General features: G+C 41.4%; 22 protein-coding genes. 6 read left to right on the forward strand and 16 right to left on the reverse strand.

Annotation, left to right across the window (positions count from 1 at the left end):
• Positions 1-512: 512 nt before the first annotated feature.
• The 4 genes from AM629_RS10415 to acs all read right to left on the reverse strand — a co-directional run bounded on the left by AM629_RS10415 (position 513) and on the right by acs (position 6,228).
• On the reverse strand, positions 513-2,027 hold the full coding sequence (locus AM629_RS10415) for a phosphoethanolamine transferase (RefSeq protein WP_235525453.1): 1,515 nt from the start codon (positions 2,025-2,027) through the stop codon (positions 513-515).
• Positions 2,028-2,249: 222 nt separating this feature from the next.
• Positions 2,250-3,899 (reverse strand): cation/acetate symporter ActP, encoded by a 1,650-nt coding sequence (gene actP / locus AM629_RS10420; protein WP_054478686.1) that lies wholly within the window; start codon positions 3,897-3,899, stop codon positions 2,250-2,252.
• A complete protein-coding gene (locus tag AM629_RS10425; protein WP_054478688.1) occupies positions 3,896-4,207 on the reverse strand; it encodes a DUF485 domain-containing protein in 312 nt (103 codons plus the stop codon). Before AM629_RS10425 ends, actP begins: the two co-directional genes overlap by 4 nt.
• A gap of 65 nt (positions 4,208-4,272) precedes the next feature.
• Positions 4,273-6,228, reverse strand: a complete 1,956-nt coding sequence (gene acs, locus AM629_RS10430) for an acetate--CoA ligase (RefSeq protein WP_054478690.1) — start codon at positions 6,226-6,228, stop codon at positions 4,273-4,275.
• A 374-nt stretch (positions 6,229-6,602) separates the two neighbouring features.
• On the opposite strand from acs, the gene sodA reads away from it, so the two are divergent.
• The 3 genes from sodA (at position 6,603) to AM629_RS10445 (ending at position 10,653) form a co-directional block, all read left to right on the forward strand.
• Complete coding sequence (gene sodA, locus AM629_RS10435) at positions 6,603-7,229, forward strand: superoxide dismutase [Mn] (RefSeq protein WP_054478691.1); 627 nt, start codon at positions 6,603-6,605, stop codon at positions 7,227-7,229.
• Between the two features lie 119 nt (positions 7,230-7,348).
• Positions 7,349-8,020, forward strand: a complete 672-nt coding sequence (gene yiiM, locus AM629_RS10440) for a 6-hydroxyaminopurine reductase (RefSeq protein ID WP_054478693.1) — start codon at positions 7,349-7,351, stop codon at positions 8,018-8,020.
• A 653-nt stretch (positions 8,021-8,673) separates the two neighbouring features.
• Positions 8,674-10,653, forward strand: coding sequence for an autotransporter outer membrane beta-barrel domain-containing protein (locus AM629_RS10445; protein WP_054478695.1), 1,980 nt, complete (start codon positions 8,674-8,676; stop codon positions 10,651-10,653).
• Positions 10,654-10,922: 269 nt separating this feature from the next.
• On the opposite strand, the gene trpS is transcribed toward AM629_RS10445, so the two are convergent.
• From trpS to pilM, 11 genes are all read right to left on the reverse strand, one after another.
• Positions 10,923-11,960, reverse strand: a complete 1,038-nt coding sequence (gene trpS / locus AM629_RS10450; protein WP_054478697.1) for a tryptophan--tRNA ligase — start codon at positions 11,958-11,960, stop codon at positions 10,923-10,925.
• Positions 11,961-11,964: 4 nt separating this feature from the next.
• Positions 11,965-12,669 carry a phosphoglycolate phosphatase gene (locus tag AM629_RS10455; protein ID WP_054478698.1) on the reverse strand — a complete coding sequence of 235 codons (705 nt, stop codon included), beginning with the start codon at positions 12,667-12,669 and terminating at the stop codon, positions 11,965-11,967.
• Positions 12,659-13,339 (reverse strand): ribulose-phosphate 3-epimerase, encoded by a 681-nt coding sequence (rpe, locus tag AM629_RS10460; protein ID WP_054478700.1) that lies wholly within the window; start codon positions 13,337-13,339, stop codon positions 12,659-12,661. Before rpe ends, AM629_RS10455 begins: the two co-directional genes overlap by 11 nt.
• Positions 13,340-13,401: 62 nt before the next feature.
• Complete coding sequence (gene dam, locus AM629_RS10465) at positions 13,402-14,214, reverse strand: adenine-specific DNA-methyltransferase (RefSeq protein WP_054478702.1); 813 nt, start codon at positions 14,212-14,214, stop codon at positions 13,402-13,404.
• A gap of 84 nt (positions 14,215-14,298) precedes the next feature.
• Entirely contained in the window at positions 14,299-15,216 is a 918-nt protein-coding gene (locus AM629_RS10470) for an SPOR domain-containing protein (protein ID WP_054478704.1), read from the reverse strand.
• Between the two features lie 148 nt (positions 15,217-15,364).
• Complete coding sequence (gene aroB, locus AM629_RS10475) at positions 15,365-16,465, reverse strand: 3-dehydroquinate synthase (protein WP_054478706.1); 1,101 nt, start codon at positions 16,463-16,465, stop codon at positions 15,365-15,367.
• A gap of 46 nt (positions 16,466-16,511) precedes the next feature.
• The gene (aroK, locus tag AM629_RS10480; protein WP_012776266.1) at positions 16,512-17,033 is read right to left on the reverse strand and encodes a shikimate kinase AroK; all 522 of its coding nucleotides are present in this window, start codon (positions 17,031-17,033) and stop codon (positions 16,512-16,514) included.
• Positions 17,034-17,400: 367 nt separating this feature from the next.
• Complete coding sequence (gene pilQ, locus AM629_RS10485) at positions 17,401-18,435, reverse strand: type IV pilus secretin PilQ (protein ID WP_054478708.1); 1,035 nt, start codon at positions 18,433-18,435, stop codon at positions 17,401-17,403.
• Positions 18,428-18,973 carry a hypothetical protein gene (locus AM629_RS10490; protein ID WP_054478710.1) on the reverse strand — a complete coding sequence of 182 codons (546 nt, stop codon included), beginning with the start codon at positions 18,971-18,973 and terminating at the stop codon, positions 18,428-18,430. Before AM629_RS10490 ends, pilQ begins: the two co-directional genes overlap by 8 nt.
• Positions 18,960-19,511, reverse strand: a complete 552-nt coding sequence (locus AM629_RS10495; protein WP_217277133.1) for a PilN domain-containing protein — start codon at positions 19,509-19,511, stop codon at positions 18,960-18,962. The genes AM629_RS10490 and AM629_RS10495 overlap by 14 nt, the downstream gene beginning before the upstream one ends.
• Positions 19,511-20,341 (reverse strand): type IV pilus biogenesis protein PilM, encoded by an 831-nt coding sequence (pilM, locus tag AM629_RS10500; protein ID WP_054478714.1) that lies wholly within the window; start codon positions 20,339-20,341, stop codon positions 19,511-19,513. The genes AM629_RS10495 and pilM overlap by 1 nt, the downstream gene beginning before the upstream one ends.
• Before the next feature lie 120 nt (positions 20,342-20,461).
• Here pilM and mrcA point away from each other — a divergent pair, with 120 nt between their 5' ends.
• Positions 20,462-22,990, forward strand: a complete 2,529-nt coding sequence (gene mrcA, locus AM629_RS10505) for a peptidoglycan glycosyltransferase/peptidoglycan DD-transpeptidase MrcA (RefSeq protein ID WP_054478716.1) — start codon at positions 20,462-20,464, stop codon at positions 22,988-22,990.
• 52 nt (positions 22,991-23,042) lie between these two features.
• Here mrcA and nudE read toward each other — a convergent pair whose 3' ends face one another.
• Entirely contained in the window at positions 23,043-23,591 is a 549-nt protein-coding gene (gene nudE / locus AM629_RS10510; protein ID WP_054478718.1) for an ADP compounds hydrolase NudE, read from the reverse strand.
• 335 nt (positions 23,592-23,926) lie between these two features.
• On the opposite strand from nudE, the gene AM629_RS10515 reads away from it, so the two are divergent.
• Both AM629_RS10515 and hslR read left to right on the forward strand, forming a co-directional pair.
• A complete protein-coding gene (locus tag AM629_RS10515) occupies positions 23,927-26,032 on the forward strand; it encodes an IgaA/UmoB family intracellular growth attenuator (protein ID WP_054478720.1) in 2,106 nt (701 codons plus the stop codon).
• Positions 26,033-26,095: 63 nt separating this feature from the next.
• Positions 26,096-26,512, forward strand: a complete 417-nt coding sequence (gene hslR / locus AM629_RS10520; protein ID WP_054478721.1) for a ribosome-associated heat shock protein Hsp15 — start codon at positions 26,096-26,098, stop codon at positions 26,510-26,512.
• Positions 26,513-26,528 lie beyond the last annotated feature (16 nt).

Genomic DNA, 26,528 nt, shown 5'->3' on the forward strand with positions numbered 1-26,528 from the left:
TAGTGTGGGGTCTCCCCATGCGAGAGTAGGACACTGCCAGGCTTTAAATCCGGTGAACCCCCTCAGCGTAAGCTGGGGGTGTTTGCGTTTGGGCGTCAGAGACGCGATGACATGTCGGCTCGCCTGGCGGCTCATATAGTGCTCCACTGCCCGGTCTGCGAAATCGTCCCTGTTATGGCTCCTTGTACACGCTAGGTAACCGGCTGATGTGGATGTGGAAACTCGCTTAGCAGGTTTTGGGTTTTCATCCGATGGCGGCTTTTTAAGAGTCCGGCAGCTTATCTGCCTGTGAATCATTAAAACCGGTTATAGTCATAGCCGGCCCGAAAAATAACTGAAACCCGGTTTCTTCAGGCTGATAGACAATGGCGAATGCTAAAGCTAGCCCGTTATTATGGCTTACTATTGCATTAAGAGTTTTAAAAATTACGGATTAGTTATATCCTTATCTTATGTCTACGAATTATTCTTTTAAGTTAATGCTAGAGGCAATAGATCTGAGCATCTAGAAATCACTTACCTGAAGCTTTGATATCTTTTTCGTCGGGGAGATTGCTGTATTGCATCAGGTTTTTATTGCCATCTATTACCATTAATTCTTTTGACGGTTTAAAACAGTTGCTTAATGGAGAGCGGCAGTGTTCTGGAGATTTATGGTGAATACCTAGCCAGTCACTAATAAGGTAATAATTATCTGAAGTTGAGAAGTGGGTGTTTATCACGCCGGTGTGGCGATATTGTGGATTAACATTATTGTTATACCAGATAAATAGAGGGATATTATAAGCATCTTTTCGTGGATTACTGACACCATGATGATAACGAATATTGCCATCTTTATCTAAACGTTGTAATCCATGATCTGAAAAATAGAGAATAGATGCTTTATTTCCTTTGATTTTGTTAATTATTTTTCTTATTAACTGATCTGTATAAGCTATTGAGCTATCATAGCAGTTGTCATCCTCATTTGAGGAGAAGGAAATTAGTTTATTGTCTGGAAATCGGTTACAGGATGGTTCATGACTGCCGTAGATATGCATGATGATAAGTTTTTTACCTTTCTGTTCTAGTGTGTCATCTAAATAGGGTAGTAACTCTTCATCATATCCAATATATTTATTCCATTTTTGATTATCAGACATATTAGAAATAGCTGTGATCAGACTGTTACTTTTCCCGGCTTTCCCTTGGTTACTTATCCAGATTGTTTTAAATCTGGCATCTTTAGCTAATGATATAATATTGTCGGCATAGTGCGTTTTATTTCTAAGCTGATATAAGGTGATGTTAGAAAGTGAAATAGGTACGGATAATATAGTCACTGGTGCTGGAGAAATAGCTTGATTAAATATCAGCATATTTTCTCGCATCATGTCCAACGTTGGTGTTGTAGTTTTATCATAACCGTACAGGGACATATGGTCTCTTCTTGCTGATTCTCCTATCAGTAATATATAAAGATCAATATCCTTGTCTTCTTGTATATAATTGAAATTTACTCTAACAGATCCGATTTTCCTGATTTGTTGATTTTCGTATATTGCCCTTACCATTGCTGATGAGTTATAGAATGGTGTTCCCATTAAAAAGTGTTCTGACAAAATAATTTTCCCGGAATGTTTTTTTCCTGAAATATAATAATCAATAGGTACTAATAGGCAGGCAAAGAACAAAGCCCATACACTGGATTTAAGTAATCGGTTATCTATATTTTTTGAGAGCCATCGAATAGATAAGAAATATATTAACAGCATGAAAATAAAGAAGAATACATAGTATTTATTGTAAGACAACATACCTACAGCTTCATTGCTATTCGTATTGATAAAAGTATTTGCAATAGTTGAGGAAAAACTTATCTGGTGTTCGTTGGAGAAAAAAAATGATGTGGATGTATTGATCGACCATAATAAAGAGGTAAGTACAACTAAAGGTTTAAAATATTTTAAATGATAGAAAAAAGCGTTAGTACCTGCTAGCAAGAAACCCAATAATACTATTTTTAACTTATACTCATTAGTCATATTGCCAATGAAAATTATTGGCAATATAGCGAGGACGAAGACAATAAGAATAGACCATTTATTTCGCATATTGGTTAATAATGTTAGGTAGCGAATTGAAATAAAAAGTTAATCATTAACCTAAGAATAAAACAAGAGCTTAATTTGTGAAATAGCTCTGAATTTGGAATGCTTCTTAATAAAACAACCTCTCCCGAAGGAGAGGTTGGGTATAAAATCGTATTAGTGTGTTTTTCCTTGAGCGATACCAAGCCCTGTTTGTGATCGAATAAACTGATTTCTAAATTGTTCTCTTTCTTGTATACCTTGTAGTGAATTATCGGTAATGGAAAATAGCCATGAACCAGTGAAAGCGACAATCATTGAGAATAGTGCTGGATACTCGTAAGGATAAATTGGTTTTTCATGGCCGAGAATGCTAACCCAAATTGTTGGACCGAGAATCATCAGAACCACAGCTGTGATTAACCCAAGCCACCCTCCGGTTAATGCACCTCGGGTTGTAAGTTTACGCCAGTACATAGACAACAGAATGATTGGAAAATTACAGCTTGCAGCAATAGAAAATGCCAATCCAACCATGAAGGCGATGTTCTGATTCTCAAATAAAATACCTAATCCGATTGCGACAAACCCAAGTATCACAACAGTAATTTTTGATACATTTAATTCATCTCGTTCATTGACTTTACCGTGTTTAATGACATTTGCGTACAAGTCATGTGATACAGCTGATGCACCAGCCAGTGTCAGACCAGCTACAACGGCTAGAATAGTGGCAAAAGCTACTGCGGAGATAAAGCCAAGGAATAAATTACCTCCAACTGCACTAGCAAGGTGAACTGCCGCCATGTTAGTACCACCGATAAGAGCACCTGTGGCATCTTTGAATGAAAGGTTTGGGCTAACGAGTAAAATAGCGCCGAAGCCGATGATAAAAGTCAGAATGTAAAAATAGCCTATGAAACCAGTAGCATAAAAAACACTTTTCCGTGCTTCTTTGGCATCATTTACGGTAAAGAAGCGCATAATAATATGAGGTAAGCCAGCAGTACCAAACATCAACGCAAGGCCCAGAGAGAGTGCAGAGATCGGATCAGAAACTAATCCTCCAGGACTCATGATAGCTTCTCCCTTTGAATGAACGGCAACAGCTTCTTTGAACAGTGTGTTGAAATTGAAGTTGACTGCTTTCATGACCATAAGAGCCATAAAGGTGGCGCCAGCCAGCAATAGAATGGCTTTGATAATTTGCACCCAAGTAGTAGCCAACATTCCGCCAAACAGAACATAAAACACCATTAGGATGCCAACCAATACGACTGCAATGTGGTAATCCAGACCAAAAAGTAATTCGATAAGCTTACCTGCTCCAACCATTTGAGCGATAAGATAAAGAGCAACAACAACCAGTGAGCCAATTGCAGATAATGTACGGATTGGACGTTGCTGTAACCGGTAAGAAGCAACATCTGCAAAAGTATAACGTCCAAGGTTTCTTAATCGCTCGGCAATCAGAAACAGAATAATGGGCCAGCCAATCAGGAAGCCTATAGAGTAAATCAGTCCATCGTAACCAGATGTATAGACTAGGGCGGAAATTCCAAGGAATGATGCTGCGGACATAAAATCACCTGCAATTGCCATTCCGTTTTGGAATCCAGTAATACGTCCGCCTGCGGTGTAATAATCGGTGCGGGAGCGTGTTCTTTTTGAAGCCCAGTAAGTGATATAGAGTGTGAAGCCAACGAACAGGATGAACATAATAATGGCTTGAATGTTGACCGGTTGCCTTTCTACGTTCCCAGAGATTGCGTTGGCCCAAGTGAGATTAGAAAATAGTAGTATGACTATCAGCAAAAATTTTTTCATTTTTTTACCTCACTGAGAATTTGTGAGGTAAGGGAATCAAACTCACTATTAGCTCTGATTACATATAGGCCGGTTAAGATGAATGAAATAACAATTAAGCCAATGCCAACTGGTATCCCACGGGTAATATGGGAGCCTGTGTAAAGGGGAGTACCTAGCCACTCGGGTGCAAATGCAATGATGAAAATAAAGCTGACATACAGAACCAATGTAATTATTGATAGCAACCATGCAAAACGGCCTCGTTTTTTAACTAATTCTTTGAAACGAGGGTTATTTTCAATCCCTTGGTAAATGGCGTCATTCATTAGAGTATATCCTCTTATATTTATTATATTAATTGATTACTGCCGCCTTGTGGCGGCATTGTCTGTCACGAAATACTCATTGTTTGTTTTTCTTCCAATAGTTTTTCTACTACTCCTGGATCTGCCAGTGTTGAAGTATCTCCCAAGTTACTAATATCGCCGGAGGCAATTTTGCGCAGGATGCGGCGCATAATTTTTCCTGAACGAGTTTTTGGTAAGGAATCTGTCCAGTGCAGGATATCTGGTGTAGCGATTGGGCCGATTTCTTTACGTACCCAATTACGGACTTCGGTATATAATTCTGGAGAAGGTTCCTCGCCGTGAATTAACGTGACGTAGGCATAAATTGCTTGCCCTTTGATGTTATGTGGGACACCTACGACAGCGGCTTCTGCAATTTTGGGATGAGAAACTAAAGCAGATTCAATTTCAGCAGTACCTAGACGATGACCAGAGATATTCAACACATCATCAACACGGCCAGTGATCCAATAATAGCCATCTTCATCACGGCGTGCGCCATCACCACTAAAGTACATGCCCTTAAAGGTGGAAAAATAGGTTTGTTCGAAACGATCATGATCGCCGAACAGTGAACGTGCTTGTCCTGGCCAGGAATCAGTAATAACCAGATTTCCTTCACAAGCACCTTCTAATGGCTCACCAAGATTGTCAACCAGTGCTGGTTGAACACCGAAAAAAGGTAAAGTTGCGGAACCTGCTTTTAGTTCGGTTGCTCCTGGTAGTGGCGTTATCATGAAGCCACCGGTTTCTGTCTGCCACCAGGTATCAACAATCGGGCATTTTTTATTACCAATTTTCTGGTAATACCATTCCCATGCTTCTGGGTTAATAGGTTCACCAACTGATCCCATAATACGTAGGGAAGTACGTTTCGTTCCTTCAATGGCTTTATCTCCCTCTGCCATCAGGGCACGAATCGCTGTTGGCGCTGTATACAGGATATTAACCTGATGTTTGTCAATAACCTGACTTAAACGGTTAGCTGAAGGATAGTTTGGTACACCTTCAAACATCAGAGTAATAGCACCACAGGAAAGTGGCCCATAGAGAAGATAACTATGCCCAGTAACCCAACCGACATCTGCTGTGCACCAATAGATTTCACCCGGATGATAGTCAAATACATATTTAAATGTTAGGGATGCATATACAAGGTAGCCCCCGGTCGTGTGCAACACGCCTTTAGGTTTACCTGTAGAGCCGGAGGTATAGAGAATAAATAGAGGGTCTTCTGCATTCATTTCTTCAACTGGACAGTCAGCACTAACGCCTGCTGTTAATTCGTGCCACCAAAGGTCTCGACCAGAATGCCAGTTACCAATATTTCCCGTGCGTTTGAAAACAATCACATTGGATACATTGACAACAGCTGTGTTACTTAATGCATCATCAACATTCTTTTTTAGAGGAATGGCACGTCCTGCTCTCAAACCCTCATCGGCGGTAATGACCAGTTTGGTATTTGAATCAATAATACGTCCAGATACTGCATCAGGAGAAAAACCTGCGAAAATAACAGAGTGGATAGCACCAATACGGGCACATGCCAACATAGCAACGGCAGCTTCTGGCACCATCGGCATATAAATAGCAACAACATCGCCTTTTTTAATACCTATATTTTTCAATGCATTAGAAAACTGGCATACATCATGATGTAGTTCACGATAGGTTACAGTTTTGGATTCTGTTGGATCATCGCCTTCCCAAATAATAGCGGTTTGATCTCCACGCTCTTTTAAATGACGATCGAGACAGTTTGCGCTTAGATTTAGTGTTCCATCTTCAAACCAGCGGATATTGATATGTCCGGGATCAAAAGAGGTATTCTTTACTTTGGTGTAGGGTTTAATCCAGTCAACGATTTTACCGTTTTCACCCCAGAACCTTTCGGGATCTTGCAGTGATAATTGGTAGTTTTGCTGATATTGTTGTTTATTCATCAGGGTATGTTCTGCAATGGTAGCAGGAATGGGATATTTCATTATTTGGGTCATATTATATTCTCCTTGCGAATGTTAATATTATGTCAAAACAAAGTTAACTAAAGTGTAAAGAGAATTTTTGTTTTTTTTTTGCGCGGAAGATCACGCAATAAAAAGAATATTTTTCACAATATTGTCATTTAGTGTGGCAGGTTTATTTAGGTTTAATCGCTAAGCAAAAATAGTAATTTAAAATCCTAATCCAATGATAATGTTAAATATAGATAAATTGGCTGATAAGTCACTGAAACACAGTTGCATGATAAAACCATAGTGAGACTATGGTTTTGATAATCATTTCCAATAATATTTAATTAACTATAATGATCATGTTGTTCACAGAGATGTGGACTTGGAATCATTCTTATATGACTGGAGTACATGATATGAGCTATTCATTACCTTCTCTTCCTTATTCTTATGACGCTCTGGAACCTCATTTTGATAAGCAGACGATGGAAATTCATCATACCAAGCATCATCAGACTTACGTTAATAATACCAATAGTGCTCTGGAGGCTTTCCCTGAGCTAGCAAAGCTTGATATTGATGATTTGATCCAGCAATTAGATAAGATACCAGCGGATAAACGTACTTTTGTACGTAACAATGCTGGTGGTCATTCTAACCACAGTCTGTTTTGGAAGGGACTGAAATTAGAAACAACGCTGAAAGGCCCATTGAAAGAAGCTATTGAACGTGATTTCGGTAGTGTTGATGTTTTTAAAGAAAAATTTGAGCAGGCGGCAGCTACCCGTTTTGGTTCTGGTTGGGCGTGGCTGGTACTGAAAGATGATGGTAAACTGGCGGTTGTTTCTACTGCTAATCAAGACAGCCCATTAATGGGTGAAGCTATTTCTGGTGCATCTGGCTATCCGATTATTGGTCTGGATGTTTGGGAACATGCTTATTACTTGCAGTATCAAAACCGTCGTCCTGACTACATCAAAGCGTTCTGGCATGTTGTTAACTGGGATGAAGCAGCAGACCGCTATCAGGCAAAAGTGAAATAACTTTCTAACCCATTTTCTCTTTTCTGCTATGCCGGCTGATATTACTGCCGGCATTTTTATTGGCTAAGGTATTGGTTTATGATGATGCCGGGCTGATTTCAATTTAAGGAAAGTGAATTATGCATTATCCGCAGGTATATACAGGCAAAATTGAAATATCAGAAAAACTGTCTGCCAGTGCAATTAACAAACGGATGGTTGATGGCCGCTTGCATCTGACTTGTCTCGGATTAGAAGGTGATGAACAGGCTGAAACTCGTTTCCACGGAGGCACTGATCGGGCGCTTTGTCATTATCCTCGAGAACACTATGATTTCTGGAAACGTCAATTTCCAGAGCAGGAAGATTTTTTTATTGCGCCGGAATTTGGTGAAAATATTTCTACAATTGGGCTGACTGAAGAAAATGTTTGTATAGGTGATATTTTCAGTTGGGGAGAGGCAATGATTCAGGTAACTCAGCCTCGTTCACCTTGTTATAAACTCAATTCTCATTCCGGTATCAGCAATTTTTCTGTCATTATGCAGGAGAGTGGCCGTTGTGGCTGGCTTTATAGAGTCATTGCTTCGGGAAATATCAGCCCGGATGAGCCTCTTGTTCTTGTTTCTCGTAATAGCGATGTTTCAGTTAAAGAAGCGATAGCTATTGCTTTTAATATGCCATTTGATGAAGAGCAGTATCGGCGTTTAATGAGCGCAGCCGCGCTTTCTGCCAGTTGGAGCTTTACTATGCAAAAAAGGGTAAGGTTTGGAAAGATTGAAGATTTTAATCGCAGGTTGTTTGGGAAATAATAAAATGTGCACGTGGTAAACGTGCACATTGATTGCTGACTTTTGGCATCTCGACTGTTACCACCAGATTTTCATCAATAAAAAAATTTGTACTGGCAGTTTTAAATACCTTTTCATCGAATTTTGTTACTACCAAATGGTTTAACTTTGTGATTTAGCGCTTTTTATTTATTTCACAGAGCCTGACTTGCTCAGGTTAGATCATGTGGACTATCGTTTTTCATGGTATTTAGAAGCAAGGGGGGAGGCTTGTCATGAAAAAACAGGGTAAAAGCTTTAATCAATAAAGATAAAAATAAGTGATTAATGATTTTTTTATCAGGGGTATATTCACATAACAGGTGTAAAATCGTTAATCGGGAAGTAAACATGTTCGTATTCTCTTAAATAATTCATTCGGTGTTTTCCCTCCCCGTATTTTTCGGGGCCGATTATTTAATCAGTTTACTACAAAGCGGAAATATGCCTATCGATATCGATAGGCTGATCGCCGGGATTAAGCTTTGATGAAGACTTATTTGCTGACCTCAGCGGCCAACAATGTGCCATTTGATGACGGTGAACAGGGGTGAATGAAACATCAGAGCATTATCTGAAAGTCTCATACACCAGATTTGGTAATAACTCTTTAGATTCTATAGGGATGTAACTTTATGAAAGTTAATAATTATAAGAAAAGCGCAATATCAATCGGAATCGCTTCATTTCTTATCGGCTTGTCTAATACCGCATGGAGTTGGGATAGGTTAGATAATGAACAAATCAAACCTAATACTACTTATAATGACGCTGATCTCACCTTAGATAACCAGACAAAAACACAAGGGATTAAGATTACAGGCGATACTATCTTCAGAATACAAGGGGATAGTCAGGCCACCGATACGGTGGTTGAAGACAACTCTCATATTCAGATGAGCCAATTTGGCTATAACAATACTCTGGGTAATCCCGTTATCCAGAACACGACTGTCAATGGTCGCGGAAGAATCGATATGGGTGCGGGTTCAGTCTCATTCGGGCAGTTATTTATTGGCAAAGATGCTGAATTATCCATTGATAATAATGACATGTATTTTACCAACGTTTCCGTTAACTCCCCGGTTCCCGCAGGAAATGTCTATATCGAAAACCTGACACTTGCTGGAGTTGCGGATATTGCCTCAGCATGGACGGGCGACGGTGAAGATGGGGATGCTCCACTACCTGAAAAACCTGGCCCTGTACTGGTGACTCGCATTGATAATCTGACAATGCAACTTGGTAGTAAATTAAAAATGGAAGCATATGCTTCCGGTGTGCAGTTTAACCGTCTCGAGTTAAAAAATCTCTCCGGCGAAGGTAATTTTTATCTGACTACCAGTCTGGCTGATGGCCTTAGCGACAAAATATATGTATCAGAACGTGCTTCCGGTAAGTTTGGTTTACAGGTAAATGATAGCGGTCGGGAAGTCGTTAATCCAAAAAACGTCCAGTTGGTCTATATCAACAGCGGTGATGCGCACTTTAATTTACTGAATAATGGCGGGATTGTCGAAGCAGGTGTCTGGCAATACAAACTGCATAACAAAACAGAGAACGGACATACTGAATGGTACCTGGTGGGCGGAAAACTAGGGGAATTGGCACCACAGGAGACGAATACGCCATCTGATACAAATACAGATACACTACTAGGAAACAATAGCGCACCTTTAACACCATCTGTTGTTCCACATCCTGTACTGAGTAACAGCGCATGTGCAGTCATTAACATGGCAACGGCTCCATGGTATATCCTCGAAACGGAAACCAGCACCCTGCGCCAAAGAATGGGCGATTTGCGCCGCAATGATGGAAGTATAGGAGTATGGACTCGTTATCTGAGTGATAATTCTCGCCTGAACGACAAACGTTACAGCGCGTTCCATTCAAATTTAAACGGTATGCAGCTCGGTGCAGATAAAAAAACAGAATTTAGTAACGGAACTTTATTGCTTGGCGTTTTTACATCTTACAGCAAGAGCAACATCAAATCAGACAATACAAATAATGGAAATATCCGAAGTTATGGTGGTGGGGTTTACACCACATGGTTCGATAATTCTGGTTTATACATGGACACTCTGTTGAAAGCGAACCACCTCAGCAATGAGGTACGTACAAACATGAACAGCGGTAACAGCGTCAAAGGAAATTATAGCCAGAATACGATCACCGCATCAACGGAGGCAGGATATTCCATCAAGTTAACGGATGCGTTCAGTCTGACACCTTACGGTAAAGTAGCTTATTCCCGTACAGGAAAGGCTGACTACTCACTGGATAATGGCATGGAAGCAAATGTCCATGCGGCCAACAGTTTACGGGGTGAGGTTGGTACGTTGCTGGAAAGTGAATTCAGTATTGCGGAACACAGCGTCAGACCTTACGCGAAAACCGCAGTATCCCGTGAGTTTATCAAGAATAATGAGATAGAAATCAACAACGTTTCATTCGACAGTAACTATTCTGGCAACGTCGGTAAGTATGGTCTCGGTGTAACTGCAGACGTGGGAGGTAACGCATCGGTTTATACTGAAGTTAACTATCAGAAAGGTAACAAGGTAGAAACTCCGATCTATGCAACAGCGGGATTCAGAGTCAGTTTTTAAAACAGGTGAATGCCAGGAGTTGTCTTCACCGGGATTCACATTAATCCTAACACCCGCTGTAAAAACGTCCTGATGCCTCTCAGGGCGTTTTTAACAAACAACAGGAGAGAACAAAGATTTTGAGTGCTCTGATCTGGAATTCCAATTACAGGCCAGACGGAATTTTCGGCGGTTTGAGCGTGGAACCTCTAAGAAGATACATCTTGTTTTTAAATGGGTTTATCGGCAGCTTGAAATGTGCACGTGGTAAACGTGCACATTTATCTCTATCAAGGGTGGGCTATAAAGCCAATAGCTTCATACACTTTATCTAGTGTAATTTGGGCACGGGCTTTTGCCTTGGCTGCACCTTCTGCCATGATTTTATTCAGTAGAGCCTCATCATTGCGGAAATGATAGAAACGCTCCTGTAATTCAGTCAACATACCGGAAACTGCATCAGCTACAGCACTTTTTAAATGACCATACATTTGGCCTTCAAATTCAGCTTCCAGTTCAGGAATGGTTTTACCAGTAACGCCTGCTAAGATATCCAATAAGTTAGAAACACCTGGTTTTTGTTCCAGATTGTAACGAACGCGAGGGGGTTCTTCCGAATCTGTAACTGCACGCTTGATCTTTTTAGCAGCTGATTTTGGATCTTCCAACAGGGCGATAACATTATTGCGGTTATCGTCTGACTTGGACATTTTCTTTTCTGGGTCTTGCAGAGCCATAACACGAGCGCCACCTGTTGGGATAAATGGCTCTGGTACAGTGAATATATCGCCATAGATAGCGTTAAATCGCTGAGCGATATCACGACTCAGTTCAAGGTGCTGTTTCTGATCAATACCTACCGGAACTTGGTTTGTTTGATATACCAAAATATCCGCAGCCATCAGTACTGGATAATCAAACAGACCTGCGTTAATGTTTTCGGCATGACGAGCTGATTTGTCTTTGAACTGAGTCATACGGCTGAGTTCACCGAAATAGGTATAGCAGTTCAGAACCCAGCTTAATTGAGCATGTTGTGGTACATGGGACTGAACAAAAATGGTGCTTTTCTTCGGATCAATACCACAAGCCAGGTAGAGTGCCAATGTATCCAGAGTGCGTTTTCTCAATTCTTTTGGGTCTTGGCGGACAGTGATTGCATGTTGGTCGACGATGCAATAGATGCAGTCATAATCATCCTGCATTTTAACCCACTGACGTAACGCCCCCATATAGTTACCGATGGTTAATTCACCGGAAGGTTGTGCGCCGCTGAATACAATAGGTTTTTGGGAGTTTGGTTTTTCAGATACAGTGGGTTCACTCATTTTATTATGCTTCCTGAAGTTTCAAAGATGGGAGTCCAATTGTGGATAGCAGATCCGAGAAATTCGTTAATAGGTAGTCTGGATTGCTTAATTCAATAGATTCACCGTAGTTATATCCATAGGTTAAACCAACACAAGGGCAACCTGCCGCTTGCGCCGCTAAAATATCATTACGAGAATCACCGACAAAGAGCAATTCTTCCTTACGTAGTCCGAATGTGCCCATTGTTAGATAAATAGGTGCTGGGTGTGGCTTTTTCTCTTTAACATCGTCACCACCTAGTACCAATGAAAAATATTCACTGATGCCTAAAGAGGCCAGCAGAGGGGCAATAAAAGCGGTGGGTTTATTGGTGATGATACCCATTGGCAGGTTGTGTTTTGCCAATTCTTTTAATGTGGTTTTGACTGCCGGGAACAACTGACTACCTGTTGTTACGGTTGTTTCATAGAAATGGTCAAACAGCTCACGGGTTTCTTTATGCAATTGTGCAGTCAAGTTGACTTTAGCCCATGTCAGTGCACGTTCGACCATAATGTCTGCACCGTTACCGATCCAAACAGCAACTCGCTCTTTTCCCGCTGTGGGAAAACCTTTAGCTAACAGTGCCTGATCCAGTGCATCGGCTAGACCACCGGCGCTGTCTACTAATGTACCATCTAGATCAAAGGCGATAGCACGGATACCTTTTAATACCTTATTTGCCATGAGATACCTTTGACAATTCACTACGCATATTATCAATTACTGTTTTGTAATCTGGCTGACTGAAGATGGCTGAGCCAGCAACGAACATATCTGCACCAGCGGTTGCTGCCGCTGCAATATTGCTAGCCTTAATACCACCGTCTACTTCAAGACGAATGTCATAACCGCTTTTATCGATGATTTTACGAACCTGACGTAGCTTATCCAGTGTTCCAGGAATGAAAGATTGGCCACCAAAACCAGGATTTACCGACATCAACAGAATAATATCTAGTTTATCCAGGATATAATCAAGATAACTTAATGGAGTTGCAGGATTGAATACCAGACCTGCTTTACAGCCATGTTCTTTGATAAGTTGTAGACTACGGTCAATATGCTCACTAGTTTCTGGGTGGAAGGTAATGTAAGTGGCTCCTGCCTTGGCGAAATCAGGGATAATGCGATCAACCGGTTTTACCATCAGATGAACATCAATTGGTGCAGTAATGCCATAATTTCGTAGAGCCTGGCAGACCATAGGCCCGATAGTCAGGTTAGGAACATAATGATTATCCATGACATCAAAGTGAACGACGTCAGCACCTGCTGCCAGTACCTTAGCGGTATCTTCACCCAACCGCGCAAAATCCGCAGATAAAATGGATGGGGCAATTAGAAAATCTTTCATTATCTTCTCCAAATCGTTTCTATCATCCCTTAATTGCAAGGCAAAAAGGGGGTGGATAACAGTCAGCGATATAATGCTAAAAGTTCGTCTACTTTACTGCGAGCAAGAATATTCCTGCTGATAGTACGACGTGCTTTGACAATATGAAGTGAAGCCTGGTAGTACCATTCTCGGGTCATTGGCGTATCGTGGTTGGATATCAAAACAGGAATCGCACGTTCTGATGATAACTTAAATGCAATATGCGCCAGATTTTCCTGATCAGTAATGTTAAAGCTGTTGGTGTGATACGCCGTAAAGTTTGCGGTTGCTGATAAAGGAGCATAAGGAGGGTCGCAATAGATAACTGAACCTTTCCGTGCTTTATTCAAGGTGTATTGATAGTGCTCACAGATAAAAGTCGCATTTTGGGCTTTTTCAGCAAACCAATATAATTCATCTTCAGGAAAGTAGGGTTTTTTATAACGACCAAATGGTACGTTAAACTTACCATGAGAATTATAACGGCAGAGGCCGTTGTAACAATGGCGATTGAGATAAAGGAATAACACGCTGCGGTGAAACGGGTCAGTGCTTTGGTTAAATTGTTCCCGTAACTGATAAAAATGTTCGGCTGTGTTGTATTCTTGGGTAAACAGAGGGCGCGTATGAACGATAAACTCATTAGCCCTTAATTTTACTGTGTTGTACAGATTAATCAGGTCACTGTTGATATCAGCGAGGATGTAAGAATCGTAGTCTGTGTTCAGAAAGACAGAACCTGCGCCAACAAATGGCTCTATCAGACAACTACCGGCTGGCAGATGACGTCTGATGTCATCTACCAACGGGTATTTTCCACCGGCCCATTTTAAGAAAGCGCGTTTTTTTTTCATGCTGTCAATTAATTACTCAATCATTCCAGAGCCGCAGATTGTACTCTGTTTAGGACAGCATATCAGCGCCTAATAAATATTGTTTTATTTTCTCAGGTCTTGTTGCACTTGCTGCATTGTTCTGACCCAAGGTTTCTTTGCCTGAATTTCAGCCGGTAGAGATGAAACAGCCTGCTTCGCTTCAGAAACGGAATTGTAATCACCGTGAATCAAGACAAACCAGGTTTTTCCATTACGTTTAGTTTCGTAAACTTTGTAGTGGATGAGGTTATGCTTTTTAGCAAAAGCGGTCAGGGTATCTGAACGGCTGGCACTACTTAATTGCAAAGTGTAGTGGCTTACCGGGGTTTTCAGCAGATTATTGCCAGTGTTGGTCACATTATTTTTACTGTTAGTGTGACTTGTTGATGGTTTTGATTTAGCCGATTCCTCTGGTTTCAGTGGACGGATATTTTCCGGTTTCTGTTGTACCTCAGGTGGCGGTGTTACTGTTTGCGGTTGTTGGGTTTGATTCAGATTCTGCACCGCATGGTTTATATTACTTTGTTGCTGAATCAAAGCATCAGGAATCTTTCCTGATAATTCAATTCGTTGACTTTCGCCATTGTTAACTTGGTGCTGTTGAGGTTGTGTTGGAGTACCACTGACAGGAGGAATATTAATTTCCTGTGACCTGTTAATTGTATCTGAGGTGGTATTCTCTGATGTTACGGATTGATGGTTATCATCCTTGGATGGTGAACCCGATAAATCAATATTTTTCTCTGCAACATTTGGTGATTGCTGTTTTTCATGTTCAGTTGGCGCTTTTAAAGCAGAGCTGATAGCTATAATCAGTAGTAGCAGTACTAAAATCCCAATACCGAGCATCATTTGCTGGCGCGAGATTGCAAACTTGGGTTTGTTTAATTGCTGACGTGATCGTGAAGGGCGGCGATCTGAGGTATCTGGTTTAAACTCACTATCTGCCCTTTGCTCGTTTTTTGATTTGAATTCGTCCATATGCCCTCCAAACAGAGCTAATACTGCCAATTGCAATTAAAATCGGTCCGGTAGGTTGATCTAACTAGAATAAAAATTCGTCATTAAAGTAGCTACTTTATGACACAACAACCAGATGTATGCAAAAAAACATTTAATTTATTGATAATTACACATTCTCGGATGGTAAACACTGATGAATAGCTTCAAGAACACAATCATGTCCAATATCTGAGCATAGACCAGCTTTGCCAATTGCAGTTGGAAGAATCAGACGTAATTTCCCTGCTATAACTTTTTTATCTCTCATCATATGTGGAAGATAGGTTTCCGGCGGCATGTTTTGTGGCCCGTGTACAGGTAGATTTGCCCTTCTCAGCAATCGGATAATGCGTTGAGTGTCTTGCTCAGAGAAATTCCCTGCGAGCTGGGCTGTTTTTGCCGCCATAACCATTCCTGCAGCAACAGCTTCTCCATGTAGCCAGATGCCATATCCCATTTCTGTTTCAATTGCGTGACCAAATGTATGACCAAGATTCAGCAGGGCACGCAGGCCGCTTAATTCTTTTTCATCTGCGGCGACAACTTCTGCTTTTAATTCGCAGCAGCGACGGATGCAGTAAGCCATTGCTTTGTTGTCGAGAGCCAGCAGTTTATCCATATTATCTTCAAGCCAGCTGAAAAACTCACTGTCGAGAATGATGCCGTACTTAATGACCTCAGCCAGACCAGAAGAGAGTTCGCGGGCTGGAAGCGTTTGCAGGCAATTGAGATCGACCATCACAGAAACGGGCTGATAGAACGCGCCTATCATATTTTTGCCGAGAGGATGATTTACTGCGGTTTTTCCTCCAACAGAAGAATCAACCTGAGCGAGAAGAGTGGTAGGGACCTGAATAAAACGGACACCACGTTGATAACAGGCAGCGGCAAAACCGGTCAAATCACCGATTACGCCGCCGCCGAGAGCGATAAGTGTTGTATCTCGACCGTGGTTATTTTCCAGCAGAGCAGAGAATACATCGTCTAATATGGAAAGAGATTTGTACTGTTCACCATCAGGCAGAATAATTTCATCTACCCGAACCCCGGCTTGTTGCAAAGTGGCTTTTACTTTTGCCAAATACAGTGGAGCCAGCGTTTGATTCGTCACCAGCATAACTTGCTGGTCTGCTTCTAGTGGTGCAAAAGCAGAAGGATCATCGAACAATCCTTGTGCAATGGTAATCGGGTAGCTACGCTCCCCTAAAGTAACAATTATCTTTTCCATAGCAGCTTTAGCCTTAATTATTTATCGCTGTACAGACTTGCCTAAATCAGTTTTTTTCCAGTAACTCGATGATTTGGTTAGCAACAACTTTCGCGCTTTGCTCATCGGTACGGATAGTGACATCAGCAATTTCCTCATACAGAGGATTACGTTCGTCCGCTAAATTTTCTAAAACTTCACGTGCTGGTGCATCAACTTGAAGTAAAGGACGTTTTTTATCGCGCTGGGTGCGTGCTAGCTGTTTTTCAATGGTGGTTTCCAGGTAGACTACGACACCACGGGCAGACAGACGATTTCGGGTTTCTCTGGATTTTACAGAGCCTCCACCAGTCGCCAGTACAATGCCTTGTTTTTCAGTGAGTTCGTTAATCACTTTTTCTTCGCGTTCGCGGAAGCCTTCTTCGCCTTCCACATCGAATACCCAGCCCACGTCAGCTCCGGTACGTCGCTCAATTTCTTGATCGGAGTCGTAAAACTCCATATTGAGTTGCTGAGCTAACTGACGACCAATAGTGCTTTTGCCGGCACCCATAGGCCCAACCAGAAAGATATTACGTTTCTCTGCCATGTTTTTGGTATTACTAAGACTATTCGTTAATGATAACCCGCCCCGCTAATCAAATCAGCAGCGGGACCTAAACTGAAACCTCATGAGCGGTAATGTGAGATCAGATGATGAAATTATCTCAGTTCACCAGCCAGTTTTGCAACTATATAAATCAATGATGAGCTTCCTGTAGCAGAAGCTCTAGTTTTATTGGCTTATTATTGTGATGTTAACCCGACCGCTCAATTAGCTAACCCTTGTATGCTAAATCGGACTCAGCGTCAAATCTATAAACAGGGTTAGCTGAAAAAATCTGCGCATGATCATACTGAATAGCCGTTTTTTTATTTTCAATTCATTGATATAACTGTTTTATTATTTTTTGTGGTTAAATATCCATCAGTTGAGGTGTGATAAATATTATCAGCTCTCGACGGCTGTGTTTATGACCTTTCTGATCAAATAGTGAACCGAGCAGAGGAATGTCTGATAGATAGGGGACTTTCTGAGTTTTCTCACCTTTTTTTTGTTGGAAAATCCCACCGAGAATAAGTGTTTCACCATTTTTTACAGTGACTTGAGTCATTATTTCCTGTTTGTCGATGGTCAGGTTTTCACCTCCTCCCTGACTTATTGAGATTCCTGGCATATTTTGACTAATTTTTAGAGAGAGTCTGATTTTGTCTTTTCTGAGTATATGAGGGGTGACTTCCATTCCCAGTACAGCTTCTTTAAATTGCACGGTACTTTTATCTTTTTCCTGACTGACATAGGGGATATCCGAGCCTTGCTTAATGCTGGCTAACTGTTGATGTGAGGCTGTCAGTCTTGGGCTAGCGATGATATCCAGTTGATTTTCTTGTTCCAGGGCGCTGAGTTCTAGTTCCAGTAAGCTGGTGTGAATACGGGCAATATTGAGCGAAAATCGATGCATATTGTCGTTGGCTGTTTGGTTGATATTGAGGCGATTTATACCTGTTGATGTATTAAGCTGTTCTCCTATCGGCATTCCCCAATAAATTCCCAGTTCATGCAGTGCTTCTCTGCTACTGGTCACGATATGTGCAGTAATCTGCACTTGCTGCTGTGGAGTATCTATTTCTTTCAGCCAACTTTTTATCTGCGCGATTGCGATGGGAGTATCTTGTAAAATTAGGCTGTTAGTTTCAGGATCAAAATCGGCTTTACCCTCTTTTGTCATGAGTGCCGGTATATTTTGTCTGAGATTAAGGGCAATTCTTTCTGCATCTGCATATTGTAATGCTGTTGCAAGGTACTGAATTTCAGTCTCATAGACTGACTGAGTAATTAGCTCAATGGGTTGTTCTTCTGCCTCTGTTATGGGGGGAGCAAAAGGATTTCTTATCTCTGCAACACAAATAACAGGCAGAAAAATCATAAATAGAATAAATTTCTTAGTCATAAAGTTCCTCATGTGAGGTTTCTGACAAGGTCATTTTGACATTTAGAGACTCGCCTGACGGCGAAATAGAAAACTGTTTGATTAGCAGCGGTGGATATAACGCTTGTAATGCACTAAGAAAATCCAACATTTGTTCGTAGTTTAAATAAATCATTATTTGCCAGAGTGTTTTTTCTCCTTCTTTCTTACGCTGCCATTCAAGAACTTGCACACCAGAATTCATCAATGGTTGTTGCAGTTGTTTTACTGCGGAAATTTTCACGGTACTTTGTGATGACTTACTAAGTTCATGTTCTATTTGGTTTATGTGTTGTTGTATATTTTCCAATAAAGGTAACTGATTTAGTCGGTCATTAGTTGATTTTGTATTAATTTCCTGGGCTGCTATTTTCTGTGTCAGGTTTATTTCCTGTTCAGTTCTCTCTTGCCAGAAGAAAAAATAAAACAGAATTAGAAATGGGGTAATGATAGTTTGCTGCCAAATAAAGAGTAACCAGACTGGTTTGGCAAACCACCATAAATTATCACTTTTTATCATTGGGTATCTCCGCCTGCCAGTTAGCGTCAATAGTAAATTGCCTGATTTGTTGCTCGGTTGTGGTCATTTTTTTTAGTTGAATTTCAGAAAGTTGTTCGTTGTTTTCAAGATTATCCAGTAGAGATGTCATACTGGAATAATCCAGACTATTAGCAACGAGTTTCAATTGACCTGCATGGTCATCGAAAGCTGTCAGCCAACTCCCTTCCGGAAGCAAATCCGGTAGTTGATTAAATAATTTCAAATGCTGCTGATTCTGTTTCAGCCGTGTTTGTTGTTGCTTTAATTTATAGGCCAGTTTGTTGTGAAGATTGAACGCTTCTTCTGTCTGAGTTATCTGTTGTTGCAAATGTAATTGCTGCTGGTTGAGTTGTTGCAGTTGCCTTTGATGCTGGTTAATTGTTTCCTGTTGTTTAAAAGAGATCCAAATAAATACGATTAGCCACAACATCAATTGCAGTAAGAGAAGAACAACCCACCAGCGATAGCGATGTTTCAGCCGTGTTTGTCGCCAGGGTAGAAAATTAACTTGATACATTATTTATCATCCGGTCTGAGTGCTAAACCACCGGCTATCACATACTCCATTAGTTGAATTGGAAGCGGGGGATGATAGTGACGGAATGCTGCCAGCATGTCCCAAGAGCAGGTTCCTTCAGGTAGAGCTTCCTGCTGGAAGCTGCTGTAATAAATATTTTTTTCAGTAATGGATGAGGCCGGTAATTGGCTAATAACCTGTTGTGGAGAGACAACAGTATTTGCTGATACCAAATCATAGGCAAAAGGTGCATTAGCCGGAGATACCCATAACCAACCGGATTGTTGCCTATGTAATAACCAGCTATCAATTGGCACGCCAGAATATTGCGCCATATAGCGAAGTGCGCAGGGAGCAATGTCAATGGCATCTGGGCATATTCCTGCTTGTGCAAGACATTGTAGCCAGAGGTCTAGGTCTTTCTGGCGAGCTGCGCTGATATAGGCATTTTGCTCAATAATACGATAATCCAATGTCAATTCACGGGTGTTAAAGGGAAATTGTTTTTCGGCACTGGCATTGATAAACCAACCTTGTTCCGGCTCTTTAAGACTAATATCTGAAGGTAAAATCAGATTCCGCTGCAACGTTTGCTGTACAGGTAAGGCGAGTCTGAAACTGATTTTTTTAGGTAATTTCTGCCGCCATTGATTTAAAATATCACGTAATATTTCTGGTCGTTGTAAACGACCTTCTGGCATAACCACATCAGGTAAAAGATATTGCCAGCAATGGCGAAGCTGCCAACCATCACGGCGTTTTATGGCTGCGACGGCACGAACGATGCCATTTTGGATGTCCAATCCGACATACCACTTTGGTGAGTACATATTGGTGATCTCCATATCAGTAATTTTAATAAAAGACCATATTCAAGGTGCTGTGTAACCTTTATACTACGCGCCGATTGTTTATAAACCACCCAACTAACGTGGCATGGGAAATTTCAGGTGAAGTTCGTAAAGTATTTTCTAATCCTTGTTGTGTGTTGCATTTTTCTGGGAACGGTCTCGATTTTTGGTATGTACAAATATATCGAGCCTCAGCTACCAGATGTGGCGACATTAAAAGATGTTCGATTACAGACACCAATGCAGGTGTTCAGTGCGGATGGGGAGCTTATTGCTCAGTATGGTGAAAAGCGCCGTATGCCTCTTACACTGTCCGAAATTCCACCGATTATGGTGAAAGCATTCATTGCAACGGAGGACAGTCGTTTCTATGAACACCACGGCGTTGACCCTGTAGGAATTATCCGGGCTGCATCTGTAGCGCTGAGTTCAGGACGTGCTTCTCAGGGGGCAAGTACTATTACTCAGCAACTAGCGAGAAATTTCTTTCTTAGTCCTGAGAAAACGTTGACGCGTAAAATCAAGGAAGTTTTTCTCGCTATCAGGATTGAGCAGTTACTGAATAAAGATGAGATCCTCGAACTCTATCTTAATAAAATTTATCTTGGTTATCGGGCTTATGGTGTTGGAGCTGCGGCTCAGGTTTATTTTGGTAAGAATGTCAATGAGTTGACTCTGAGCGAGATCGCCATGATTGCCGGTTTGCCAAAGGCACCTTCTACTTTTAACCCGCTTTATTCTTATGGCCGGGCAATTAATCGCCGGAATGTGGTTTTAGGTCGTATGTTCGATCAGGGTTACATTACTCAGCAGCAATATAATCAAGCCAGAAGTGAAAAGCTGGTGGCTAATTACCATGCTCCTCAAATTGCTTTTTCTGCTCCATATTTATCTGAGATGGTGCGTCAGAACATGATTGAGCGCTATGGTGAGAATGCTTATACCGACGGTTATAGAGTTTACACTACCATTACCCGTAAACTTCAGTTGGCCGCTGTAGAGGCGGCTCGTAATAACGTCATTGATTATGATGTCCGTCATGGTTATCGTGGGGCGCAGGAAGTTTTATGGAAAGTGGGTGAACCAGCTTGGGCTCAGGAGCAAATCCTCAAGAAGCTTAAGACGCTGCCAAATTATGACCCGTTAATGCCAGCAGTGGTGACCAGAGCAGGTACTGATCAGGCAACAGTGATGTTAGCTGATGGCAGTAATGTAGAATTACCAATGGCTGGTGTTCGTTGGGCCAGAAAGTTCAGATCTGATAGTACGCAGGGTGCTGTTCCTCGTAATGTGAGTGAAGTGGTTCAGGCGGGTGAACAGGTTTGGGTACGGAAAGTAAAAGATATTTGGTGGCTGGCACAGATACCGGAAGTTAATGTTGCTCTAGTTTCTATTGATCCTAATGATGGCGCTGTGAAGGCGCTGGTGGGTGGGTTTGATTTCAACTTGAGTAAATTTAACCGGGTCACTCAATCATTACGTCAGATTGGTTCCAATATTAAACCGTTTCTTTATGCGGCAGCAATGGATAAAGGGCTGACGCTGGCCTCTTTGCTCAATGACCTGCCAATCAGCCGCTGGGATGCGGGAGCGGGTACCGATTGGCGTCCGAAAAACTCACCACCAACTTACGTTGGGCCAATTCGTTTGCGTCAAGGGTTAGGGCAATCGAAGAATGTCGTGATGGTTCGGGCAATGCGGGCAATGGGGGTTGATTATGCTGCGGACTACCTACAACGATTTGGCTTCCCAGGGAAAAATATTGTTCGTACAGAATCTTTGGCTTTGGGGTCCCCATCGTTTACACCAATGCAGGTGGTACGTGGATATTCGGTGATGTCTAATGGTGGCTATCTGATTGATCCCTACTTCATTACTAAGATTGAAAATGAGGATGGAAATATTCTGTTTGAGACCAAACCTAAGATTGCATGTCTACAATGCGATATTCCAGTGATTTATGGTGATACTGCACGTTCAATCGAACTTTCTGAAAACTCGATTGAAAATGTCGCTCAATCTCACGTTAGCCAACAGGAGATATTGCCGTTACCTGAATTGGAAAAAGTGCCGGTAATTGATGGTAATGGAAATGAGCAAAAATATGCTCCTCATGTTATCAGTACTCCTCTAGCGTTTTTGATCCATGATGCTCTGAATACCAATATTTTTGGTGAACCGGGTTGGACTGGTACGGGTTGGCGTGCCTCACGTGATCTGAAACGTCGTGATATTGGTGGTAAAACGGGTACAACTAACAGTTCAAAAGATGCTTGGTTCTCAGGTTATGGGCCGGATATTGTGACAACCGTCTGGATTGGTTTTGATGACCACCGTAGAAGCCTTGGCCGTACTGCCGCCAGTGGTGGTGAGGCGGGAGCGAAGAGCGCACAGCCAATTTGGGATGACTTTATGAAAGTGGCGCTGGAGGGGGTTCCTGAAAAAGACATAGCGCCTCCGCAGGGCATTGTTTCTGTCGTGATAGATCGTAGGACAGGTAAACTTGCTGGTGGAGGCGGGGATACTCGCAGTGAATACTTCATTGACGGAACTCAGCCTACAGAAAGTGCGATACAGGAAGTTGGCACAACCTTGATTGAAGATGGTGAAAGCCAGGAATTGTTCTGATAATAAGACAGGCACAACTGGGAAAGATCTGTTGTGCCTGTTACTGTTAGCTTCAGCGACGCTGTAAGTATTTTTGTGCCAGAAACAGGGCACTAACATTTCGTGCTTCATTGAAGTCAACGTGATCCAGTAATGACATCATATCTGCTATTGGCCAGCGTATTTGTGGCAATGGTTCAGGTTCATCTCCTTCCAGATTTTCTGGGTAGAGATTCTCAGCAATAACAATGTTCATTTTATTAGAAAAATAGGAGGGGGCCATGGTGAGTTTGGCTAATTGTTCCATTCTTTGCGCACCAAAACCGACTTCTTCTTTTAATTCACGGTTAGCTGCTTCAAAGATACTTTCACCAGGGTCGATAGCACCTTTAGGAAAACCTAATTCGTATTGTTCAATACCTACTGCATACTCACGAATAAGTAACAATTCGTCTCCAAGGACTGGGATTATCAGAACGGCTTCCCGATTGGCCGGACGCATCCGTTCATAAACGCGTTTTACACCGTTACTGAATTCGAGATCTACTGATTGAATATGGAATAAACGTGAATGGGCAATATTCTCTATGTTCAAGATTTTAGGGTTTTTCGGGTCATTCATAATTGCCCCTGATGGTATTAATATTGGTTGAGTTGAGTATCTATGCATCATGAATTGTTTTGTTAACTTTAGATTTCATGGCGAAATTAGAGCTACTCCATAGCTTGACTAAATATGGCCGATTATTTTAATAAATGATAGTGATTATCGCTTGTCATTTCTGTTGCTGCTATCTTTAATCCTCATAGGGAATAGAGTTATGTTATAAATAGTTTAGGGTGTGATTACATAACTTGTTGTAAAGTAGATTAAAAAATGGGAATGGTCTGATTCAGAACTTAACGTGTGGTTGTTATTCTGCAAACAGTAATATTGTCATGGATGTGGGGGGAGAAATGAGCGTAACGGTCATTATATTGGTTATCTTGATCATTAGCCTGATTATAATGGCTTCCTTTCTGATTTTCAGATGGAAGCTGCATGATAATGTCCGTTATCTGCCTTCTGTTGCTGAGCCAAGCTGTCGTAAACTTAATGCTGATGAATATCAGGCTATTGAATGTTATCTGAACCGTGTATTACCTCCGGTTATGACTGATCGTATCAATAAAACAGGGCCAGCCCAGGTAGGCAAAAATGACACGATTTATACTATCTGTAATTCCATTACCCGGTTTGCTATTGCTACAGATGAACCACATAGCTGGCGTTATTATATTGATATGGCAGAAGTTCATTTGCCGTTTTTCTTTGAGCCTTTTATCAAACAGCAGAATATTATTGACGTAGTTCATACTGCGACAATACCGCTTGTCATTTCGATTAATGGTCATTTTTTAAAAGATTTTCAGCGGGATTTCCTTTCAGCTCTGGTCGTTTCAGATGTGCCTCATCAACAGGCATCGATCCAGAAAAATGATGATACCAGCGTAAGATTACAAAGTATCCGCAAAGAGACGCCGGAAGAATACCGTTTGAATCACTCATCGGGTGTTTGGGAAGGGGGATTTTTGTGTCTCGGATTTTTTATTTGGTTCCTTGCTTTGTTTTCACCTGCATTATTTTTGCCTTGGCTGATATTGATTGCAGGCAGTTTAATGGCTGTTAGCTTCTGGTTGTTATTCTGCCCATTCTCGGTACGTCGGCGTCAGGATATTCATTGTTTTACCGGCATACCAAAACGATGGGGATTATTTGGAGAGTTTGAACAAGGGCAAATGAGTAATATTTCTCTTGGTGGGATTGATTTGATTTACCCACCTCACTGGGAACCTTATGTTATTCACAATCTTGATCAAAAAACCAATATTGATATTTACACTAATGGTCAGGTAGTCAGGCAAGGGCATTATCTTTCTCTGCATGATGAAGAGAAAAATTATCCTTATCACCGTTATGGAAAGAATCTGATGATGATTAGTAGCAGCTTGCTTATTATGTTACTGCTCTATTTTTATCAGCCAATTAGTGTCCCAATGAAGCTGAGTTTTGCCTGGTTGCATGGTAGTAGTACAAAGGTTGTCACCGATGCTAATGTGATGGAAGGGATGGAGTTGCGAGTCGGGGATGTATTGAAAGCAAAAGGCGTTGGTATGTGTTATGTGCCGCCAAATAATATGAATGGCAAAGCAGACGCACATTTTTCTCCATTCGATTGCTCAGGAATATATTGGAATAGTGCTAACCCACTGCCAATGCCAGAATCAGAAATTATAGAAGATGCGGCTAAACTCATTGCAACCGTTAATAAGCAACTGCGCTTACAGGAAAACAGTGATGTAAGTAATCTAGGTCTTGCTCAGGAAATTTCCAAATCTGGTATGATTTTGTTGGATAATTTCTCTGATATCATATTGAAAACTAAAAGCTTATGTGGGAAAGACGCAGACTGTTTTCGATTGAAGAATGCTTTGGTTAACCTTGGCAGTGCCAATGATTGGGCAACTTTGTTAAAAGATGCAGAAAGTGGCAAGTTTGACGATACCCACGTTTTATTGCGTCCGGCAGGGGCTGAAGCGCTGGGAAAGCTAGTTGATGCTACCACATCGTCCTTTATCTATCGGGAAATAGACAAAGCAGCAATGTTGCTTAATAGCCCTTCACCGGGAGGGGTTCTGCTGATCAGTGATGAAGGCAAACAGTTGGTTGAATATATGATGCCGTTAATCATTTCTTATGATCATAATGCGTTGGAACAGTGGCGTGATTTACAGCGGTTATCAGAAATGTTGTTGCAAACGCCCTTTGAGACAACGGGAATTATCACGGAATTATCTGAGGATACTAGTGGAACCCGTCGGGTTGTGTTGCACAGTGTGCTGGATTCTATGACACTTGCTCGTTGTATTAGTACAACCCTTTTACTCCTGGCTCTTTTTGTCACTTTGATCATTAATCTTGTATTCGTTGTTAAGAAAAACCGGCAAAACAAGCAACGCTTCAGCAAAATCAGGCAGTATTATGATAACTGTTTCAATATGACTTTCCCGCCTACGCGTTAGCGATAATCAGTAATGGTGTGTTACGCTCTGTTTTTTTACCAGCGCTGATATTGGGAGATAAAGATGAAGGATAATTCAGACTCCGATCAAGCTGTCCGTCTGGATAAGTGGCTGTGGGCTGCCCGCTTTTATAAAACGCGGGCTGTTGCACGGGAAATGATAGATGGTGGTAAAGTTCATTATAATGGTCAAAGAAGTAAACCGAGTAAATTGGTTGAACTGAGGGCTGAGATTAAACTACGTCAGGGTAATGATGAACGTATTGTTGAAGTTCTTGCATTAAGCAGCTCTCGGCGCAGTGCGCCAGAAGCTCAGTTACTTTACCGAGAAACTGAAGCAAGTATGGCTAACCGGGAGAAAATGGCAATAGCGCGTAAAATGAATGCATTAACTATGCCTCATCCTGATCGTCGGCCAGATAAAAAAGAAAGGCGCACACTGATTAAGTTTAAGAACACTAAATTGAGTGAGCTGGAATAGTTTGCTCATAAAGATG

The sequence above is a fragment of the Photorhabdus heterorhabditis genome (genome assembly GCF_001280945.1).
In the GTDB taxonomy this organism is placed as follows: Bacteria; Pseudomonadota; Gammaproteobacteria; order Enterobacterales; family Enterobacteriaceae; genus Photorhabdus; species Photorhabdus heterorhabditis.

Excerpts from the sequence above, each read along its gene's own strand:
- AM629_RS10415 (WP_235525453.1), bottom strand. The coding sequence starts at position 2,027 with ATGACTAATGAGTATAAGTTAAAAATAGTATTATTGGGTTTCTTGCTA.
- actP (WP_054478686.1), bottom strand. The coding sequence starts at position 3,899 with ATGAAAAAATTTTTGCTGATAGTCATACTACTATTTTCTAATCTCACT.
- AM629_RS10425 (WP_054478688.1), bottom strand. The coding sequence starts at position 4,207 with ATGAATGACGCCATTTACCAAGGGATTGAAAATAACCCTCGTTTCAAA.
- acs (WP_054478690.1), bottom strand. The coding sequence starts at position 6,228 with ATGACCCAAATAATGAAATATCCCATTCCTGCTACCATTGCAGAACAT.
- sodA (WP_054478691.1), top strand. The coding sequence starts at position 6,603 with ATGAGCTATTCATTACCTTCTCTTCCTTATTCTTATGACGCTCTGGAA.
- yiiM (WP_054478693.1), top strand. The coding sequence starts at position 7,349 with ATGCATTATCCGCAGGTATATACAGGCAAAATTGAAATATCAGAAAAA.
- AM629_RS10445 (WP_054478695.1), top strand. The coding sequence starts at position 8,674 with ATGAAAGTTAATAATTATAAGAAAAGCGCAATATCAATCGGAATCGCT.
- trpS (WP_054478697.1), bottom strand. The coding sequence starts at position 11,960 with ATGAGTGAACCCACTGTATCTGAAAAACCAAACTCCCAAAAACCTATT.
- AM629_RS10455 (WP_054478698.1), bottom strand. The coding sequence starts at position 12,669 with ATGGCAAATAAGGTATTAAAAGGTATCCGTGCTATCGCCTTTGATCTA.
- rpe (WP_054478700.1), bottom strand. The coding sequence starts at position 13,339 with ATGAAAGATTTTCTAATTGCCCCATCCATTTTATCTGCGGATTTTGCG.
- dam (WP_054478702.1), bottom strand. The coding sequence starts at position 14,214 with ATGAAAAAAAAACGCGCTTTCTTAAAATGGGCCGGTGGAAAATACCCG.
- AM629_RS10470 (WP_054478704.1), bottom strand. The coding sequence starts at position 15,216 with ATGGACGAATTCAAATCAAAAAACGAGCAAAGGGCAGATAGTGAGTTT.
- aroB (WP_054478706.1), bottom strand. The coding sequence starts at position 16,465 with ATGGAAAAGATAATTGTTACTTTAGGGGAGCGTAGCTACCCGATTACC.
- aroK (WP_012776266.1), bottom strand. The coding sequence starts at position 17,033 with ATGGCAGAGAAACGTAATATCTTTCTGGTTGGGCCTATGGGTGCCGGC.
- pilQ (WP_054478708.1), bottom strand. The coding sequence starts at position 18,435 with ATGACTAAGAAATTTATTCTATTTATGATTTTTCTGCCTGTTATTTGT.
- AM629_RS10490 (WP_054478710.1), bottom strand. The coding sequence starts at position 18,973 with ATGATAAAAAGTGATAATTTATGGTGGTTTGCCAAACCAGTCTGGTTA.
- AM629_RS10495 (WP_217277133.1), bottom strand. The coding sequence starts at position 19,511 with ATGTATCAAGTTAATTTTCTACCCTGGCGACAAACACGGCTGAAACAT.
- pilM (WP_054478714.1), bottom strand. The coding sequence starts at position 20,341 with ATGTACTCACCAAAGTGGTATGTCGGATTGGACATCCAAAATGGCATC.
- nudE (WP_054478718.1), bottom strand. The coding sequence starts at position 23,591 with ATGAATGACCCGAAAAACCCTAAAATCTTGAACATAGAGAATATTGCC.
- AM629_RS10515 (WP_054478720.1), top strand. The coding sequence starts at position 23,927 with ATGAGCGTAACGGTCATTATATTGGTTATCTTGATCATTAGCCTGATT.
- hslR (WP_054478721.1), top strand. The coding sequence starts at position 26,096 with ATGAAGGATAATTCAGACTCCGATCAAGCTGTCCGTCTGGATAAGTGG.